Below are 15,194 nucleotides of genomic sequence, written 5' to 3'. Positions count from 1 at the left end.
GGGGGGGGGGGGGGCGACCGGTAGGGTCGCCCCCGTGATCGACTTCGCACGGAACGTCCGGTTGTGGTTCGCCCCCGCCGAGGTGCGGGACTACGGGGAGACCCCCGACTACCGCTTCTCGCTGGCGAACGAGCGGACGTTCCTCGCCTGGCTGCGGACCGCGCTCGCGCTGATCGGCGGCGGGTTCGCGGTGGACCAGTTCCTGCCCGATCTGCGGTGGGGGTTGCGGGTCGGGCTGGCCCTGGCGCTGCTGGCGGCGGGGGCGCTGTGCGCGCTGCGGGCGGTCAACCACTGGGTGCGGTGCGAGCGGGCGATGCGGCGGGGCGAGGATCTGCCGGTGTCGCGGTTCCCCGCGCTGCTGAGCGTGGTGGTGGCGGGGGTGGCGGTGGTGATGGTCGTGGTGGTGCTGGTGGGGTGGGAGGGGTGACGCCCGGGGTCGCCGGCGAACGGGACCCGGGGTTGCAGCCCGAGCGGACCCGGCTGGCGTGGCGGCGGACGACTCTGGCGAGCACGGTGGTGGCTGTGCTGGCCGGGAAGGCGGGGGTGGCGGGGGGCGCGTCGGTGGGGCTGTTGGCGGCGGGGGTTGTGTGCTGTGCGGGGTGGGTGGGGGTGTTGGTGGTCGCCCATCGGCGGATTCGGGGGTTGGCGGGGGTGGGCGCGGGGGAGCCGTCGCGGCTCGCGTTTCGGGACGCGGTGGCCTTTGTGGTGTGCGTGCTGGTGACGGTGGGGGGTGGGGTGGGGGTGGTGTTGCGCTGAGTTTCTTCGCCCCCGCCGCCCCTTCCCGTCCCGACCCGGGGCTCCGCCCCGGACCCCGCTCCTCAAACGCCGGAGGGGCTAGGGGCGTCTCTCCCGCCCCGGAACCCGCTCCTCAAGCGCCGGAGGGGCTAGGGGTGCGGCACCGTGATCGCGATCTTGCCGCGTACGTGGCCCTCCTCGCTGCGGCGGTGGGCGTCCGCCGTGCGGGCGAGGGGGTACGTCTCCTCCACGTGGATCGTCACGACGCCCTGGTCGGCCAGGTCGGAGAGTTTGCGGAGGTCCGTGGGGTCGGGGCGGACGAACCAGTAGGCGCCGCCGTAGTCGGTCACCGCCGGGTCGACGATCGACGCCAGGCGGCCCTCCGGCACCACGAGGTTCGCGGAGGCCTTGAGGGCGTCCCCGCCGACCGTGTCGAAGACCGCGTCCACCCCCTCGGGGGCGAGGCCACGGACGCGTTCGGCCAGGCCCTCGCCGTAGGCTACCGGTTCGGCGCCGAGACCGCGGACGAAGTCGTGGTTGCGTGCGCTCGCCGTGCCGATGACCCGGGCGCCGAGGTGGGCGGCCAGCTGGACGGCGACGGAGCCGACCCCGCCGGCCGCCGCGTGCACCAGCACGGTCTCGCCCCGGCGCACCCCGAGGACGCGGTGGAGCACCTGGTACGCGGTGAGCCCGCCGAGGGGGAGGCCGGCCGCCTCCTCGAAGCCGAGGCGGCGCGGCTTGGGCGCGATGGTGCGTACCGGGGCGGCCACGTACTCGGCGCAGGTGCCGAAGGAGAGGACGTCCTCGCGGACGTAGCCGATCACCTCGTCGCCCTCGGAGAACTCGGGGACCGCCGGCCCGGTACGGACGACCACGCCCGCGAGGTCCCAGCCGGGGATCACCGGGAAGACGGCCGGGAGGGCCGCGTCGAGGTGACCCTGGCGGGCCTTCCAGTCGACCGGGTTGACGGACGCCGCGCGGACCCGGACGAGCACCGAGTCGGGGCCGAGTTTCGGGTCGTCGACCTCGCCGTACTCGAGGACCTCGGGGCCGCCGTACCGTGCGTAGCTGATCGCCTTCATGCGTCGACCCTCCGGGGTCGGCCCACCTCGTGCAAGCCGAATGGCCCGATGTACGCCGTTCGCGTCACCGGCGGGGCCGACGGCGCGGGGGCGCTCCCCCTATCGTGGACCCGATCACGTTTCGCCCCCGGTCTGGACGGCATACCGACCGGTCGGCATCATGGGCGGGTACTGTCCGTCTGCCCACAGGAGCGACGATGAGCCCCGACCACCCGCCCGGACTCGATCTCGACCGGCTGCGCGCGCTGCTCGAACGCGAGCGGCCCGGGCTGCTCGGCGGCCCGCTCTCCGGACGGCTGATCGAGGGCGGCAGGTCGAACCTCACCTACACGGTCACCGACGGCACGGCGACCTGGGTGGTGCGGCGCCCGCCGCTCGGCCATGTCCTGGCCACCGCGCACGACATGAGGCGCGAGCACCGGGTGATCAGCGCCCTGCACCCGACCAGCGTGCCGGTGCCGCGTCCGGTGCTGCTGTGCGAGGACGAGGAGGTGCTGGGCGCGCCCTTCTACGTCATGGAGTATGTCGAGGGCACCCCGTACCGCACCGCCGGGCAGCTCGTCCCGCTGGGCCCCGAGCGCACCCGCAAGGCCGTGCTGAACCTGGTCGACACGCTGGTCGAGCTGCACGCGGTCGACCCCGCCGAGGTCGGGCTCGAGGACTTCGGGCGCCCCGAGGGCTTCCTGGACCGGCAGCTGCGGCGCTGGGGCAAGCAGCTCGACGCCTCCCGCAACCGGGAGCTGGCCGGCATCGACGAGCTGCACGCCGCGCTCGGCCGTGCGCTGCCCGTCTCCCCCGCGCCCACCGTCGTCCACGGCGACTACCGCCTGGACAACGCGCTGATCAGCGACGACGAGTCGGTCCGCGCCGTCCTGGACTGGGAGATGTCCACGCTGGGCGACCCGCTGACGGACCTCGGGCTGCTCGTGATGTACAGCAGCCCGCTGGGCATGCCCGACTCCCCCGTCTCCACGACCGCCGAGGCCCCCGGCCATCCGACGCCGGCCGAGCTGATCGAGCGGTACGCGGCCCGGTCGGGGCGGGACGTGACATCGGTGTCCTGGTACACGGCGTTCGCGTGGTTCAAGCTCGCCGTGATCCTCGAGGGCATCCACTACCGGTACACGCTGGGCCAGACGGTCGGAGCCGGGTTCGACCGCATCGGAGATCTGGTCCCGGTCTTCATCGAGCACGGTCTGACCACCCTTCAGGAAGGCTGACGAGACATGGACTTCGCGTTCGACGCGCGCACCGAGGAGCTGCGCGCCCGGCTCCTGGCCTTCATGGACGAGCACGTGTACCCCGCCGAGCAGGTCGCGCACGAGCAGCGCGAGCTGCTGTCCTCGCCGTGGGAGAACCCGCCGGTGGTGGAGGAGCTGAAGGCGGAGGCGCGCCGGCAGGGCCTGTGGAACCTGTTCCTGCCCGACGCCGAGTACGGCGCCGGACTCACCAACCTCCAGTACGCCCCCCTCGCCGAGATCACCGGCCGGTCCCCGCAGCTCGCGCCGACCGCCACCAACTGCGCGGCGCCCGACACCGGCAACATGGAGGTGCTGGCGCAGTTCGGCGACGAGCGGCAGCGCAAGCAGTGGCTGGAGCCGCTGCTCGCGGGCGAGATCCGTTCGGCGTTCGCGATGACCGAGCCGGACGTGGCCTCCTCGGACGCCACCAACATCACCACGCACATCCGGCGCGAAGGCGACGAGTACGTCATCTCGGGCCGCAAGTGGTACATCTCCGGGGCCATGCACCCGGACTGCAGAATCTTCATCGTGATGGGCAAGACCGACCCGGACGGGCCGGACATCCGCCGCCAGCAGTCCATGGTCCTGGTCCCGCGCGACACCCCGGGCGTCACCGTGAAGCGGGCGATGCGGGTCTTCGGCTACGAGGACCACTACCACGGCGGCCACGCCGAGGTGATCTTCGACGAGGCGCGGGTGCCGGTGTCGAACCTGATCGGCGAGGAGGGCGGCGGGTTCGCCATCGCGCAGGCGCGCCTCGGTCCGGGCCGGATCCACCACTGCATGCGGCTGATCGGCATGGCCGAGCGGGCCATCGAGCTGATGTGCCGGCGGGCGGTGTCGCGGGACGCGTTCGGCAAGGCGCTCGCCCAGCAGGGCGTGGTGCAGAACTGGATCGCGGACGCGCGGGTCGCGGTCGAGCAGCTGCGGCTGCTGGTGCTGAAGACCGCCTGGATGATGGACACCGTCGGCAACCGGGGCGCGCACACCGAGATCCAGGCCATCAAGATCGCCACCCCGCGCACGGTCGTCGGCATCCTCGACCGGGCGATCCAGCTCTACGGCGCGGGCGGGGTGAGCCAGGACTATCCGCTGGCCGAGCTGTACGCGGGCGCGCGCACGCTGATGATCGCGGACGGCCCGGACGAGGTGCACCAGCGGTCGCTGGCCCGCCGGGAGATCAAGAAGTACCTGTAGACGAGGACCGGCTCGCCGGGCGGCCCTGAGGGCGCCCGGCGAGCCGGGGGCGCGGCGTCGGCCGCACGGCGCTACGGCCGCAGGGCGCGCAGCAGGAGGTCGGCGAGGTGGTCGGCGACCTGCTGGGGGCTGAGCGGGCCGTCGGGGCGGTACCAGGTGGACAGGTGGTGCACCGAGCCGAAGTGGTAGTCGACGACCAGGTCGGCCGGGGTCGCCGTGGAGAAGACGCCCTCGCGCTGGCCCTCCTCGATCAGCGCGCGGAACCGCTCGTGGTAGCGGCGGCGCTCGGAGCGGACCTGCTTGTTCTTCTCCGGGCTGAGATGGTGCATGGAGCGGAAGAAGATCGACGCGTCGTCGAGGTTGTCGATGGTGGTGACGACGACGTCGGCGGCCGCGCCGCGCACCCGCTTCTCGATCGGCTCGTCGGCGTCGGCGAACTGGTCCAGGCGCTCCTGCTGGAGGCGCAGCACGCGCGCGTACACCTCGTGCAGCAGGTCGTCCTTGGAGCCGAAGTAGTGGTACAGCGCCCCCTTGGTGACGCCGGCCGCCTCGACGATCTCCTGCACCGAGGTGCGGTCGTAGCCCTGCTCGGCGAAGAGCCGGGTGGCGGCGGCCAGCAGCCGCTGCGGCACGGGGGTTCCGTCACCGTCCGTCGTTCTGGGCACTGCCGCCACCCGCCTTTCCGTGTCGCTGTCGGTCGTCGTGCGTCCAGGGAACGCCGTCCCCGCCGGGAGATCTTCCCACTTCACGGAACCGCCGCCTCGGGCGCCACCTCCCCGCCCGGTTCCGCGGGTCGGCGTGGGCGGGTTTCCGGCGGATCCCGCCCGGTGGTCCGGGCGGGTGCCGGTGCCGTCGGTCAGCGGGTGGTCTCCCACTGCCGCTGGACGCGGTTCATGCCGCCGAGCCAGCGCTCGGGGTCGGTCGCGCGGGCCCGGTAGTACTCGGCGACCTCGGGGTGCGGCAGGATCAGGAAGCGGTCGTTCTCGATGCCGTCGAACAGGGCGTCGGCCACGTCCTCCGGCTCGATCGCGGTGGGCCGCAGCACCAGGTCACCGGCGCTGCCGCTGGCGTCGAGCATGTCGGTGCGCACGCCCTGCGGGCAGATCGCGTGCACCTTCACCCCGCGGTGCCGGTACGTCAGCGACAGCCACTCGGCGAAGGCGTAGGCGCCGTGCTTGGTGACGCTGTAGGGGGCGGTGCCGATCATGGTGAGCAGTCCGGCGGCGGAGACGGTGGAGACGAAACGCCCGCTGCCGCGCTCCAGCCACTCCGGGAGCAGCGCGTGCGCCGCGCGGACGTGCGCCATCACGTTGACGTCCCAGGACAGGGCCCAGTCCTCCTCGCGCAGCGGCTCGCCGGGCTCCCCGCCGTCGCGGCCGACCCCGGCGTTGGCGCACCAGACGTCGACGGTCCCGCCGAGCGCGTCCCGGGCCTCACCGACGATCGAGGAGGCGTCACCCGCCACGGCGAGGCCGCCGATCTCCTCGGCGACGGCCTTGGCGCGGCCGGCGTCCAGGTCGTTGACCACGACCCGCGCCCCCTGCGCGGCGAAACGGCGGGCCAGCGCCGCTCCGATGCCGCCCCCGGCTCCCGTGACGACCACCTTCGCACCCTGCACGGCTTGCACCATCGGTCTCCTCCGACGCGGCTCGTGAACGCCTGACCGCGTCAGACTAACCGGTCGGTATGCGGGGAGGAAGGGGCGTTCCGCGTGGTGTCGGTCCGGCGCGTTCCCCGGGGCGGTCCGGCGCGCTAGCGTGCGTGGCCATGACACGTTCCGCGATCACGGAGGTCACCGCATGAGGCTGTCCCGACGGAGCCTGCTCGCCACCACCACGGCCGCGGTCGCGGCCTCCGCCGCACCGGCCGCCGCCGCCTCCGGGGCGGGGCACGGCGGGGGCCGCACCCTGCGCACCGGGTTCGACCGGCTCGCGGCGGACGGCTACGCGCTGCTCGACGGCCGCCGGGTCGGCGTGGTCACCAACCCCACCGGCATCACCCGGGACGTGCGGCACATCGTCGACGTCATGCACGCCGACGGCAGAGTGGGCCTGACCGCGGTCTTCGGCCCCGAGCACGGCTTCCGGGGCACCGCGCAGGCGGGCGGCTCGGAGGGCCGTTACGACGACCCCGCGACCGGCCTGCCCGTCTACGACACCTACCTGAAGAGCGGACAGGACCTCGCCGGCATCTTCACGGCGTCCGGCGTGGACACGGTCGTCTTCGACATCCAGGACGTCGGCGCCCGCTTCTACACCTACATCTGGACGCTCTTCGACTGCATGGAGGCGGCGCAGCTCGCGGGCCTGTCGTTCGTGGTCCTGGACCGGCCGAACCCGATGACCGGGCGGGCGGCGCTCGGTCCGGTGCTGCACAAGGAGTTCGCGACGTTCGTCGGACGGCAGCCGATCTCCCAGGCGCACGGGATGACGGTGGCGGAGCTGGCGCTGCTGTTCAACGCGGAGTTCCTGGCCACGCCCGTCCCCCTGGAGACCGTACGGATGTCGGGCTGGAGGCGGTCGGACTTCTACGACGCGTCCGGGCTGCCGTGGGTGCCGCCGAGCCCGAACATGCCGACGCCGGAGACGGCACTGGTGTACTCGGGGACCTGCCTGTTCGAGGGCACGAACCTGTCGGAGGGGCGCGGCACCACCCGGCCGTTCGAGCTGCTGGGCGCGGAGGGGATCGACGGGCGCTGGGCGGCCGCGGCGAACGAGCTGGGCCTGCCTGGCGTGCGGTTCCGTGAGGCGTACTTCGCGCCCACGTTCTCCAAGTTCCAGGGGAAGACCATCGGGGGCGTGCAGCTGCATGTGCACGACCGGGAGCGGTTCGACCCGGTGCGGACCGGCATCGGCCTGCTGGTCACGGCGAAGCGGTCGTGGGACGGCTTCGCCTGGCGCGCGGACAACTGGATCGACAAGCTCACCGGTTCCACCCAGGTGCGCACGATGATCGACGCGGGCGCGGACACGGACGAGGTGGTGGCCGGCTGGCAGGGCGAGCTGGCGGCGTTCCGCCGGAAGCGGCGCGAGCACCTGCTCTACCGGTAGGCGGCGGGCCCGCGGGGCACGGAACGGCGGCGGGGCATGGAACTGCGGCGGGTCGCGGACGGCACGGCGACCCGCCGCCGTCGCGTTCACGCCCCGTTTCCCCCTCCGCCCACTCCTGTGACCTGCGTTTTCACCGCTCCCGTCCGCTCCATGCGGGGTTTCTCGGCCGACGGTCGGTGATCGGTGTGCATATCGGCGGGGCGTTCAGGAACCCGTGGAAGCCGCGGGGAGTTCTCAGAGCGTCGGGAAAGGGCCGCTCCTCCACCGGGAAGGACCGGGAGGGACAGCGGGCCCGTTACCGCCGGTATCCCCGCGACGACGACAACTGAAGCGCGGGCCAAGGCAGTTGGCCCGGCGTTCCCGCGGCCGGCTGAGGGGGCCATCGGAAAAAGGATGGAGCCGAATCGCGTGCCGACACGTCTATTCGGCGACGTCCGTTCGACGACGCCGAAGTGACCGGATTACAGGTGCAGGTGTGACGGAGGTGCAGGACGATGGCCGGTTTCCGGAGTCTGGCGAGACAGGTCCGAGATCCCCGGTGCGATCTGGCGCTGCGGCGCTACTCGCTGCGCAAGTGCCTGGAGCGGTTCGCCCCCTACGGGCACCGGGCGACCTGGGACCACTTGTGCTCGCGGGCCGGGTTCGATCCCGAGGACCGCTCCGTCGACCCGGCGCGGCTCGTGGCCGCACTGGACGAGCTGGAGGAGGCCCGGGCGGTCTGGCTGGCGTACGAGGTGGAGTTCGCCGAGCGCCGCAGGAAGGAGAAGCACGACGGTCTGCGCAGGCCGGGCAGTGTGGACGACTGGCACCGGATGACCTGGGGAGGTTTCGGGGTCGCCTGGTGCGACGACCCGCGGGTGCACCCGACGGAGCCCCTGGCGGAGGTGCTGCGGCGGCTGATCGACGCGCTGGAGCGTGAGCCGGGTTCGTCGTGCCCCGTGTGCCGGGGAGAGCGGCTCGTCTGGCGCCATGACCTGGATCATGAGCCCTCGGCGGGCCCGGTGTGCACGGACTGCGGCATTCTGGTCCCCAGCCCCGTGCTGACCCCATCGGCCCTCGCGGAGTCCCGCCGTGCGAGGCTGCTGGTCTCCGCCTGACGCGGGGGAGGACGAGGGCGCCGCGAGCGACGCGTGATCACGGTGACGAGCAACGGGGGCACGGGGGTGCGCGCCAGGGATGCCGCACCCCCCGCGCCCCGGGACGGTAGCAGGCCGTAAACCGGTCGCTCCAGGGTTTTGTTCTCAGGACAGTCGGGGGTGATGACACCCACCCGAGAATCCTGGGAGCACACCCCATGTCGACGCTGCGCGTCACCGCGGAGATCCTGACCGTCCACCCTCATCCCAACGCCGACGCCCTGGAACTGGCCCAGGTGGGCCTGTACCGGGCCGTCGTCGCCAAGGGCGCCTACCGCACGGGCGACGCCGCGGTGTACATCCCCGAGCAGTCCGTGCTGCCGACCGCCCTGATCGACGAGCTGAGCCTGACCGGCCGGCTGGCGGGCGGCAACCACGACCGGGTCAAGGCGGTCCGGCTGCGCGGCGAGCTGTCGCAGGGCATCGTGTGCCGGCCGAAGGCGGTCGCGGACGTCGACCTCGTACGGGCCGCCGCGGACGGCACCGACTTCGCGGAGCTGCTCGGGATCACCAAGTGGGTGCCGCCGGTCCCGCCGACCATGAGCGGCGAGGTGGGGCCGGCGCCCGCCCTGCTCCCCTGGGTCGACATCGAGAACCTCCAGCGCCACCCCGGCATCTTCACCCCCGGCGAGCCCGTCGTGGTCACCGAGAAGCTGCACGGCACGGCCTGCCTGCTGACGTACTCAGCGGAGGAGGACCGGGTGTACGTCTCCTCCAAGGGCTTCGGGGCGAAGTCCCTCGCGCTGACGGAGGACCCGCGCAACCTGTACTGGCGCGCGGTGCGCGGCCACGGCGTCGCCGAGGCGGCCGCCGAACTCGCCGCCCGGCTGGGCGCCACGCGGGTCGGCGTCTTCGGCGAGGTGTACGGCGAGGGCGTGCAGGACCTGTCGTACGGCGCGGACGGGCGGCGCGACACCCTGGGGTACGCCGTGTTCGACGTGTCCGCGGAGATCGACGGCCAGGTGCGCTGGCTGGACGCGGCGGAGCTGCTGGAGGGCCGGCTGCCGCTGGTGCCCCGCCTCTGGACCGGCCCGTACGACAGCGAACGCGTGCTGGAGCTGGCCGGCGGCCGGGAGACGGTGTCCGGCCGGGAGCTGCACATCCGGGAGGGCGTGGTCGTCCGCCCGGTGACCGAGCGGCACAGCCCGGTGACGGGCGGGCGGGCCATCGCCAAGGCGGTGAGCCCGGCGTATCTGACCCGCAAGGGGGGCACGGAGTACGAGTGAGGACGGGCGGGCGGCGGGGTGCCGCCCGCCCGTGGCGCCTTCCGTGGCGGGAGGTTTTGCGGCGGCTCGCCGCCACAGCGGCGGGAAGTTTTGCGGCGGCTCTCCGCCACAGCGGCGGGAGGTTTTGCGGCGGTTCTCCGCCACAGCGGCGGGAGGTTCTGCGGCGGCTCGCCGCCACCAAGCCGCCCGAGCCCTTCCGGCGGCTCGCTGCCGCAGCCGCGCGAGGGCTCGGGGCGGCTTCCCGCCATAGGCGCGGGAGGCTTTGGGGCGGCTTTCCCGCCGCAGCCGCGGGAGGGCTTCCGGCGGCTCACCGCGATCGGCCGCCCGACCTCTTCCGGCGGCTCACCGCCATCAGCTGCTGGAGGCCTTGCGGCGGCTCTCCGGGGTCAGCCGTCGGATGCCTGCAGCGGCTGGGTTCAGCCGTCGGCCGACTTCCCGCGGCTCACCGCCATCAGCCGGGAGCCGGTGAGGCGCTCGCCGACGACGTCGTCGGGGTTGGACAGCACGCAGCCTTCCAGCGAGAGGCAGCCGCAGCCGATGCAGTCGGTCAGGTGGTCGCGCAGCCGGTTCAGCTGCCGGATGCGCTCGTCCAGTTCGGAGCGCCACGCCTCGGAGAGCCGCGCCCAGTCGTCCCGCGTGGGCGTGCGCTCCTCGGGCAGTTCGGCGAGCGCCTCGCGGATCGTGGCGAGCGGGATGCCGACGCGCTGGGCGGCGCGGATGAAGGCGACCCGGCGCAGGGTGTCGCGGGTGTAGCGGCGCTGATTGCCCGAGGTGCGCCGGCTGCTGATCAGCCCCTTGGACTCGTAGAAGTGCAGGGCCGACACGGCGGCCCCGCTGCGGGCGGAGAGCTGCCCGACCGTGAGCTCGTGGATCTTCTCTGGAATCCGGTGCACCCCTCGAAGCCTACCGACCCCGTACGGCGGCCGGTCCGTTGACAGGTGCCGCCCGGCCGACCATGCTAAGCAGTTGCTTAGGCATGCGCACGCGGATGCGCCTGCGACTACGTGACGCGAGAGGCCGGGACATGGCAGAGCCGAGGATCTTCACGTCCGTCGACGACCTGAAGGCGGCGGTGGGCGAGCAGCTGGGGTACACCGACTGGCTGGAGATCGACCAGAAGCGGATCGATCTGTTCGCCGAGGCCACCGGTGACCACCAGTGGATCCACGTGGACCCGGAGAAGGCCGCGAAGGGCCCGTTCGGCACGACCATCGCGCACGGCTATCTGACGCTGTCGCTGCTGCCGCTGTTCGGCCCGCAGCTGCTGTCCGTCGAGGGCGTGACGATGGGCGTCAACTACGGCACCAACAAGGTCCGCTTCCCCGCCCCCGTCCCGGTCGGCTCGCGGCTGCGCGCCACGGCGACGATCAGCGGCGTGGAGGAGGTGCGGGGAGGCGTGCAGGTCGCCACCGCCTTCACCGTGGAGCGCGAGGGCGGCGACAAGCCGGTGTGCGTGGCCGAGTCGGTGGCCCGCTACTACCTCTAGGCAGTCTCGGCGTTCTTGGCCCCCACCATCCGGAGCACGAGGTCGGCGTAGAGCTCGCCGACCTGCTCCGGGGTGCGGGGCCCGTCGACGTTGAACCAGCGGGCCACGTCGATGCACAGGGAGAGCACGGCGAGCGTGGTGCCCGGCACGTCCGGGACGTCGAACTCGCCGGAGCGGACGCCGTCCTCGATGATGCCGCGCACCTCGGCGTCCACCTGCCGGCGCAGGCCGACGATCTCCGCGCGGGCGTCGGGGCCCAGCGAGTCGAGTTCGTACTGCACGACCCGGGCGGTGGTGCGGCCGCGCGCGTGCCAGCGGACGAAGGAGCTGACCGCGTCGGCGAGCCGCTCGGTCGCGGCGCCCTCCCCGCGGGCCGCGGTGCGCAGGATGTCCAGCGCCTTCTCGTGCCCGATGCGGCTGATGCGGTGGAGCAGCTCTTCCTTGGTCTTGTAGTGGATGTAGAGCGCGGCCGGGCTCATCCCGGCGCGGCCCGCGATGTCGCGGGTCGTCGTGGCGTGGTAGCCGCGCTCCGCGAAGGCCTCCACGGCGGCGAGCAGCAGCCGCCGGGCCGCGTCGGGCGTGACCTCACCCCACGGCTGCGTGTCACCGCCGGCCGTCTCCTCCGCCGTACTCATCGCTCACCCCATTCGCTGACAGGGTCGCCATCCTACCGGCAAGGGTGAGCGAGCGCTTAGCCTGCCCTCCGGGCAGCTTCCGAGACGCCTCGTTTGCAACGCACTGTCCGGTGGGGGTGCGCGTGGCGCCTACGGGGGGTGGGTGGTGCGGGGCCGCGGCGGGGGTGGACGTCCTCGGTCTGGCGCGATTGGGTCGCTTGAATGGTCAAGGGCGCGGACGCGCCAGCCGCTGCGGGCGCCCACCCCCACCCCGACCCCTCCCCGCCGCGGGCGGCAACACCGACACCGGTGGGCGGCACCTCGCCGGCGCCGAGTTGCGCCAACACCCCCGGCCCGCACAGGCACCGGGCACCTGATACTCCCGCGCCCTGACGTCACAGCTTCTGCAACGGATCATGCTCAGCCAACAGCTTCTCCAGCCGCGCCTGATCCACCCTGTTCACGATCTGCCCCGCCTCCTGCCGGTCACGGATGACCTTGGCCAGGGTGAACGCCGACGTGACCAGATACAGAACCGCGATGCTCAGAAACCCCCGCACCCACGCGTCCGTCTCCAGGTTGTAGATGCCCACGGCGGTGGCCCCCAGGGCGACGCCGAACGACGCGACGGCCTGGCCGTAGAAGGCGGCCGTACTCTGCTGCTTGACCGGTGTCTCGCTCATGCGGACCAGCATCGGCGGACGGGTCCGCGACCACATCCGCCCGCGTACTCAGGCGGTACTCAGAACGCCGAAATCCCCGTCAGCGCCCGCCCGATCACCAGTTTCTGTATCTGGCTGGTGCCCTCGTACAGCGTCATCACCCGCGCGTCGCGCAACAGCTTCCCCGCCGGGTACTCGTCGATGTACCCGTACCCGCCGTACACCTGAAGGGCGTTGTTCGCCGCCCGCACCGCCGCCTCCGAGGCGAACAGCTTCGCCTTGGACGATTCCACGGCGAACGGCTTGCCCCGGTCGATCAGATCGGCCACCCGCCAGGTGAGCAGCCGGGCCGCGTCCACGTCGACAGCGATGTCACTGATCAGCTCCTGGACCAGCTGATGCCCCGCGATCGGCTTGCCGAACTGCTCCCGCTCGCCCGCGTAGGCGACGGCCGCGTCCAGCGCGGCCTGGGCGATCCCCACGCAGCCCGCCGCGACCGACATCCGCCCCTTGGCCAGGGCGGACATGGCGACCGAGAACCCCTTCCCCTCCTCACCGAGCATCGAGGAGGCCGGCACCCGCACCCCGTCCAGCACCAGCTCGGCCGTGGCCTGCCCGCGCAGCCCCAGCTTGCCGTGCACGGCACGGCGCGTCAGCCCGGGCGTGTCCGTGGGCACGAGGAAGGCGGAGACGCCCTTGTGGCCCGGCGCGTCCGTGGAGCGCGCGAAGAGCAGTACGACGTCCGCCCACGTCCCGTTCGTGATGAACATCTTCGCGCCGTCGATGACGTACTCGTCGCCCTCCCGCACCGCCCGCGTCGCGAGACTGCCCGCGTCGGAGCCGGTCCCCGGCTCGGTCAGCCCGAAGCAGCCGACGTACTCCCCGGAGGTCAGCCCCGGGAGCCAGGTCCGCTTCTGCTCCTCGCTCCCCCAGGCGGCGACGGTCTTGGCGACCAGCCCGAGGGAGACGGAGACGATGCCGCGCACGGAGGAGTCCCCGCGCCCCAGCTCCTCGGTGACCAGGCAGTACGCGAGGTGGTCGCCACCGGACCCGCCGTACTCCTCGTCGATCGTCAGCCCGAGGAAGCCGACCTCGCCGAGCTTCTTCACGATGCCCCGGTCGACCTCCTCCGCGCGGTCCCAGGCGGCGGCGTGCGGCGTGACCTCGCGCCGTACGAAGTCCCGGGCGAGCCGGGACACGGCCTCCTGCTCGTCACTCAGCTCCAGGTTCATCCCGAGTCACCCCATGTGAGACGCGCGTGATCGGCGGGGCGAGCCGGCGCCCGCCGAGTCCATTAATTAGCACTGCTAGTTTAGTGCCGCAGCCCTACTATGTGCGCCATGGCCCGACCGCGCAAGCCCTTGCTCAGCACCGACCGCATCGTCGCCACGGCCCGCGCGCTGGTGGACGCGGAGGGCCTGGCGGCCGTCTCCACCCGACGGCTCGCCGCCGAACTGGGGGTGAGCGGCCCCTCCCTCTACAACCACTTCCGCACCAAGGACGAGATCCTGGAGGCGGTGGCGGACTCGGTGAGCGCGCAGGTCGACCTGTCGATGTTCGAGGACGGCCGGGACTGGCGGACGGCGCTGCACGACTGGGCGGTGTCCTACCGCGACGCGCTGCGCGACCACCCCAACATCGTGCCGGTGCTGGCCCGCGGCCCCGGCCGCCGCCCGGCCGCGCTGCGACTGGCCGACGCGGCCTACGGCGCGATGGTCGAGGCGGGCTGGCCGCCCGCCCAGGCCACGTCCATCGGCGCGCTGATGCGGTACTTCATCATGGGCTCGGCGCTCGGCTCGTTCGCCGGCGGCTTCGTCGACGACGCCAGCGCCTACGACCCCGCGGACTACCCGCACCTCGGCCAGGCGCATCTGCTGGCCGACCAACAGGAGAAGATCGACGAACGCGCCTTCGAGACGGGTCTGACGGCCTTGCTGGACGGCCTGGCCCTTCAGTACGAGCAGGTCCGGCTACGTACCTGAGGCTCCGTGCCGCATGACACTTCGGTCGGCGCCGAACCGTTCCTGCCGCATGCTGGGAGGCATGACCGCCAACGACCGGGACCCCAGGGCGGGCGCGCTCGCCCGGCTCGCCGCGCTGGCCGCCGACGAGACGCGGGCCGCGTGCCTGCTCGCGCTGCTGGACGGGCGGGCCTGGACGGCGGGTGAGCTGGCCCGGCACTGCGGGGTCGCCGCGTCCACGCTCAGCGAGCACCTGGGCAAGCTGGTCGGCGGCGGGCTGCTGACCGAGGAGCGGCAGGGCCGGCACCGGTACGTGCGGCTGGCCGACGCCCGGGTCGCCCAGCTCGTGGAGGACCTCACGGCGCACATCGCCCCGGACGCCGCCGAACGGCCGCGCGGGCTGCGGCAGTCGGGCGCGGACTCCGCCATGGCGCGCGGCCGCACCTGCTACGACCATCTCGCCGGGCGGCTCGGCATCGCCGTCACGGACGCCCTGACCGCGCGCGGACTGCTGCGTCAGGACACCGGGTTCGCGCTGACCGACGCGGGTCTTGACTGGTTCGGCGCGCTCGGCGTGGACCTCGGCGGGCGAGGCCGGCGTCCGCTGGCGCGCGCCTGCCTGGACTGGACGGAACGCCGGCCCCACCTGGCCGGTGCGGCGGGCGCGGCCCTGTGCCGGCACCTTCTCGACCAGGGCTGGTGCGTACGGATCGGCTCCGGCCGCGCCGTGAAGGTGACCGGCGCCGGGGAGCGGGCGCTCACCGGCCTGCTGGGGGTCGACACGGCCGCGCTGCGCTGAGA

At 73.0% G+C, this 15,194-nt stretch carries 17 protein-coding genes; 10 read left to right on the top strand and 7 right to left on the bottom strand.

Annotation, left to right across the window (positions count from 1 at the left end):
• Window positions 1-34 precede the first annotated feature (34 nt).
• Window positions 35-427, top strand: coding sequence for a YidH family protein (locus tag ACFOSY_RS28875; protein ID WP_394312388.1), 393 nt, complete (start codon window positions 35-37; stop codon window positions 425-427).
• The gene (locus ACFOSY_RS28870) at window positions 415-756 is read left to right on the top strand and encodes a DUF202 domain-containing protein (protein WP_394312386.1); all 342 of its coding nucleotides are present in this window, start codon (window positions 415-417) and stop codon (window positions 754-756) included. Before ACFOSY_RS28875 ends, ACFOSY_RS28870 begins: the two co-directional genes overlap by 13 nt.
• Before the next feature lie 128 nt (window positions 757-884).
• On the opposite strand, the gene ACFOSY_RS28865 is transcribed toward ACFOSY_RS28870, so the two are convergent.
• Window positions 885-1,817 (bottom strand): NADP-dependent oxidoreductase, encoded by a 933-nt coding sequence (locus tag ACFOSY_RS28865; RefSeq protein ID WP_394312384.1) that lies wholly within the window; start codon window positions 1,815-1,817, stop codon window positions 885-887.
• Window positions 1,818-2,014: 197 nt separating this feature from the next.
• On the opposite strand from ACFOSY_RS28865, the gene ACFOSY_RS28860 reads away from it, so the two are divergent.
• Window positions 2,015-3,037, top strand: a complete 1,023-nt coding sequence (locus ACFOSY_RS28860) for a phosphotransferase family protein (RefSeq protein ID WP_225654542.1) — start codon at window positions 2,015-2,017, stop codon at window positions 3,035-3,037.
• Window positions 3,038-3,043: 6 nt separating this feature from the next.
• The gene (locus tag ACFOSY_RS28855) at window positions 3,044-4,258 is read left to right on the top strand and encodes an acyl-CoA dehydrogenase family protein (RefSeq protein WP_394312380.1); all 1,215 of its coding nucleotides are present in this window, start codon (window positions 3,044-3,046) and stop codon (window positions 4,256-4,258) included.
• Window positions 4,259-4,329: 71 nt separating this feature from the next.
• On the opposite strand, the gene ACFOSY_RS28850 is transcribed toward ACFOSY_RS28855, so the two are convergent.
• Complete coding sequence (locus ACFOSY_RS28850) at window positions 4,330-4,923, bottom strand: TetR/AcrR family transcriptional regulator (protein WP_394312378.1); 594 nt, start codon at window positions 4,921-4,923, stop codon at window positions 4,330-4,332.
• Between the two features lie 191 nt (window positions 4,924-5,114).
• A complete protein-coding gene (locus ACFOSY_RS28845; protein WP_394312376.1) occupies window positions 5,115-5,888 on the bottom strand; it encodes an SDR family oxidoreductase in 774 nt (257 codons plus the stop codon).
• Between the two features lie 169 nt (window positions 5,889-6,057).
• Here ACFOSY_RS28845 and ACFOSY_RS28840 point away from each other — a divergent pair, with 169 nt between their 5' ends.
• The 3 genes from ACFOSY_RS28840 to ACFOSY_RS28830 all read left to right on the top strand — a co-directional run bounded on the left by ACFOSY_RS28840 (window position 6,058) and on the right by ACFOSY_RS28830 (window position 9,670).
• Window positions 6,058-7,308 carry an exo-beta-N-acetylmuramidase NamZ family protein gene (locus ACFOSY_RS28840; RefSeq protein ID WP_394312373.1) on the top strand — a complete coding sequence of 417 codons (1,251 nt, stop codon included), beginning with the start codon at window positions 6,058-6,060 and terminating at the stop codon, window positions 7,306-7,308.
• A gap of 494 nt (window positions 7,309-7,802) precedes the next feature.
• A complete protein-coding gene (locus ACFOSY_RS28835; protein WP_394312370.1) occupies window positions 7,803-8,405 on the top strand; it encodes a hypothetical protein in 603 nt (200 codons plus the stop codon).
• A 197-nt stretch (window positions 8,406-8,602) separates the two neighbouring features.
• Window positions 8,603-9,670: an RNA ligase (ATP) gene (locus ACFOSY_RS28830; RefSeq protein ID WP_394312367.1), complete on the top strand. Its 1,068-nt coding sequence runs from the start codon at window positions 8,603-8,605 to the stop codon at window positions 9,668-9,670.
• A gap of 416 nt (window positions 9,671-10,086) precedes the next feature.
• On the opposite strand, the gene soxR is transcribed toward ACFOSY_RS28830, so the two are convergent.
• Window positions 10,087-10,563, bottom strand: coding sequence for a redox-sensitive transcriptional activator SoxR (soxR, locus tag ACFOSY_RS28825; protein ID WP_394312365.1), 477 nt, complete (start codon window positions 10,561-10,563; stop codon window positions 10,087-10,089).
• 131 nt (window positions 10,564-10,694) lie between these two features.
• On the opposite strand from soxR, the gene ACFOSY_RS28820 reads away from it, so the two are divergent.
• A complete protein-coding gene (locus ACFOSY_RS28820; protein ID WP_394312363.1) occupies window positions 10,695-11,156 on the top strand; it encodes a MaoC family dehydratase in 462 nt (153 codons plus the stop codon).
• On the opposite strand, the gene ACFOSY_RS28815 is transcribed toward ACFOSY_RS28820, so the two are convergent.
• From ACFOSY_RS28815 to ACFOSY_RS28805, 3 genes are all read right to left on the bottom strand, one after another.
• A complete protein-coding gene (locus ACFOSY_RS28815; RefSeq protein WP_394312361.1) occupies window positions 11,153-11,791 on the bottom strand; it encodes a TetR/AcrR family transcriptional regulator in 639 nt (212 codons plus the stop codon). The genes ACFOSY_RS28820 and ACFOSY_RS28815 overlap by 4 nt on opposite strands.
• 374 nt (window positions 11,792-12,165) lie before the next feature.
• On the bottom strand, window positions 12,166-12,453 hold the full coding sequence (locus tag ACFOSY_RS28810; protein ID WP_031021798.1) for a YiaA/YiaB family inner membrane protein: 288 nt from the start codon (window positions 12,451-12,453) through the stop codon (window positions 12,166-12,168).
• Window positions 12,454-12,512: 59 nt separating this feature from the next.
• Window positions 12,513-13,664 (bottom strand): acyl-CoA dehydrogenase family protein, encoded by a 1,152-nt coding sequence (locus tag ACFOSY_RS28805; RefSeq protein WP_394312355.1) that lies wholly within the window; start codon window positions 13,662-13,664, stop codon window positions 12,513-12,515.
• Between the two features lie 108 nt (window positions 13,665-13,772).
• Between ACFOSY_RS28805 and ACFOSY_RS28800 the strand changes: the two genes are divergently transcribed.
• Both ACFOSY_RS28800 and ACFOSY_RS28795 read left to right on the top strand, forming a co-directional pair.
• Complete coding sequence (locus ACFOSY_RS28800; protein ID WP_006131461.1) at window positions 13,773-14,414, top strand: TetR/AcrR family transcriptional regulator; 642 nt, start codon at window positions 13,773-13,775, stop codon at window positions 14,412-14,414.
• A gap of 49 nt (window positions 14,415-14,463) precedes the next feature.
• Window positions 14,464-15,192 (top strand): ArsR/SmtB family transcription factor, encoded by a 729-nt coding sequence (locus ACFOSY_RS28795; RefSeq protein ID WP_394312352.1) that lies wholly within the window; start codon window positions 14,464-14,466, stop codon window positions 15,190-15,192.
• Window positions 15,193-15,194: the final 2 nt, after the last annotated feature.

The sequence above is a fragment of the Streptomyces lusitanus genome, assembly GCF_042647945.1.
GTDB classification, from domain to species: Bacteria; Actinomycetota; Actinomycetes; order Streptomycetales; family Streptomycetaceae; genus Streptomyces; species Streptomyces pseudogriseolus.
Note: the sequence above shows the minus strand (reverse complement) of the source record. Positions and strands in the feature narration are given on the sequence as shown.

Coding starts and splice junctions, on each gene's coding strand:
- ACFOSY_RS28860 (WP_225654542.1), top strand. CDS start 2,015: ATGAGCCCCGACCACCCGCCCGGACTCGATCTCGACCGGCTGCGCGCG.
- ACFOSY_RS28830 (WP_394312367.1), top strand. CDS start 8,603: ATGTCGACGCTGCGCGTCACCGCGGAGATCCTGACCGTCCACCCTCAT.
- ACFOSY_RS28840 (WP_394312373.1), top strand. CDS start 6,058: ATGAGGCTGTCCCGACGGAGCCTGCTCGCCACCACCACGGCCGCGGTC.
- ACFOSY_RS28855 (WP_394312380.1), top strand. CDS start 3,044: ATGGACTTCGCGTTCGACGCGCGCACCGAGGAGCTGCGCGCCCGGCTC.
- ACFOSY_RS28835 (WP_394312370.1), top strand. CDS start 7,803: ATGGCCGGTTTCCGGAGTCTGGCGAGACAGGTCCGAGATCCCCGGTGC.
- ACFOSY_RS28800 (WP_006131461.1), top strand. CDS start 13,773: ATGGCCCGACCGCGCAAGCCCTTGCTCAGCACCGACCGCATCGTCGCC.
- ACFOSY_RS28795 (WP_394312352.1), top strand. CDS start 14,464: ATGCTGGGAGGCATGACCGCCAACGACCGGGACCCCAGGGCGGGCGCG.
- ACFOSY_RS28865 (WP_394312384.1), bottom strand. CDS start 1,817: ATGAAGGCGATCAGCTACGCACGGTACGGCGGCCCCGAGGTCCTCGAG.
- ACFOSY_RS28815 (WP_394312361.1), bottom strand. CDS start 11,791: ATGAGTACGGCGGAGGAGACGGCCGGCGGTGACACGCAGCCGTGGGGT.
- ACFOSY_RS28820 (WP_394312363.1), top strand. CDS start 10,695: ATGGCAGAGCCGAGGATCTTCACGTCCGTCGACGACCTGAAGGCGGCG.
- ACFOSY_RS28805 (WP_394312355.1), bottom strand. CDS start 13,664: ATGAACCTGGAGCTGAGTGACGAGCAGGAGGCCGTGTCCCGGCTCGCC.
- ACFOSY_RS28810 (WP_031021798.1), bottom strand. CDS start 12,453: ATGAGCGAGACACCGGTCAAGCAGCAGAGTACGGCCGCCTTCTACGGC.
- ACFOSY_RS28845 (WP_394312376.1), bottom strand. CDS start 5,888: ATGGTGCAAGCCGTGCAGGGTGCGAAGGTGGTCGTCACGGGAGCCGGG.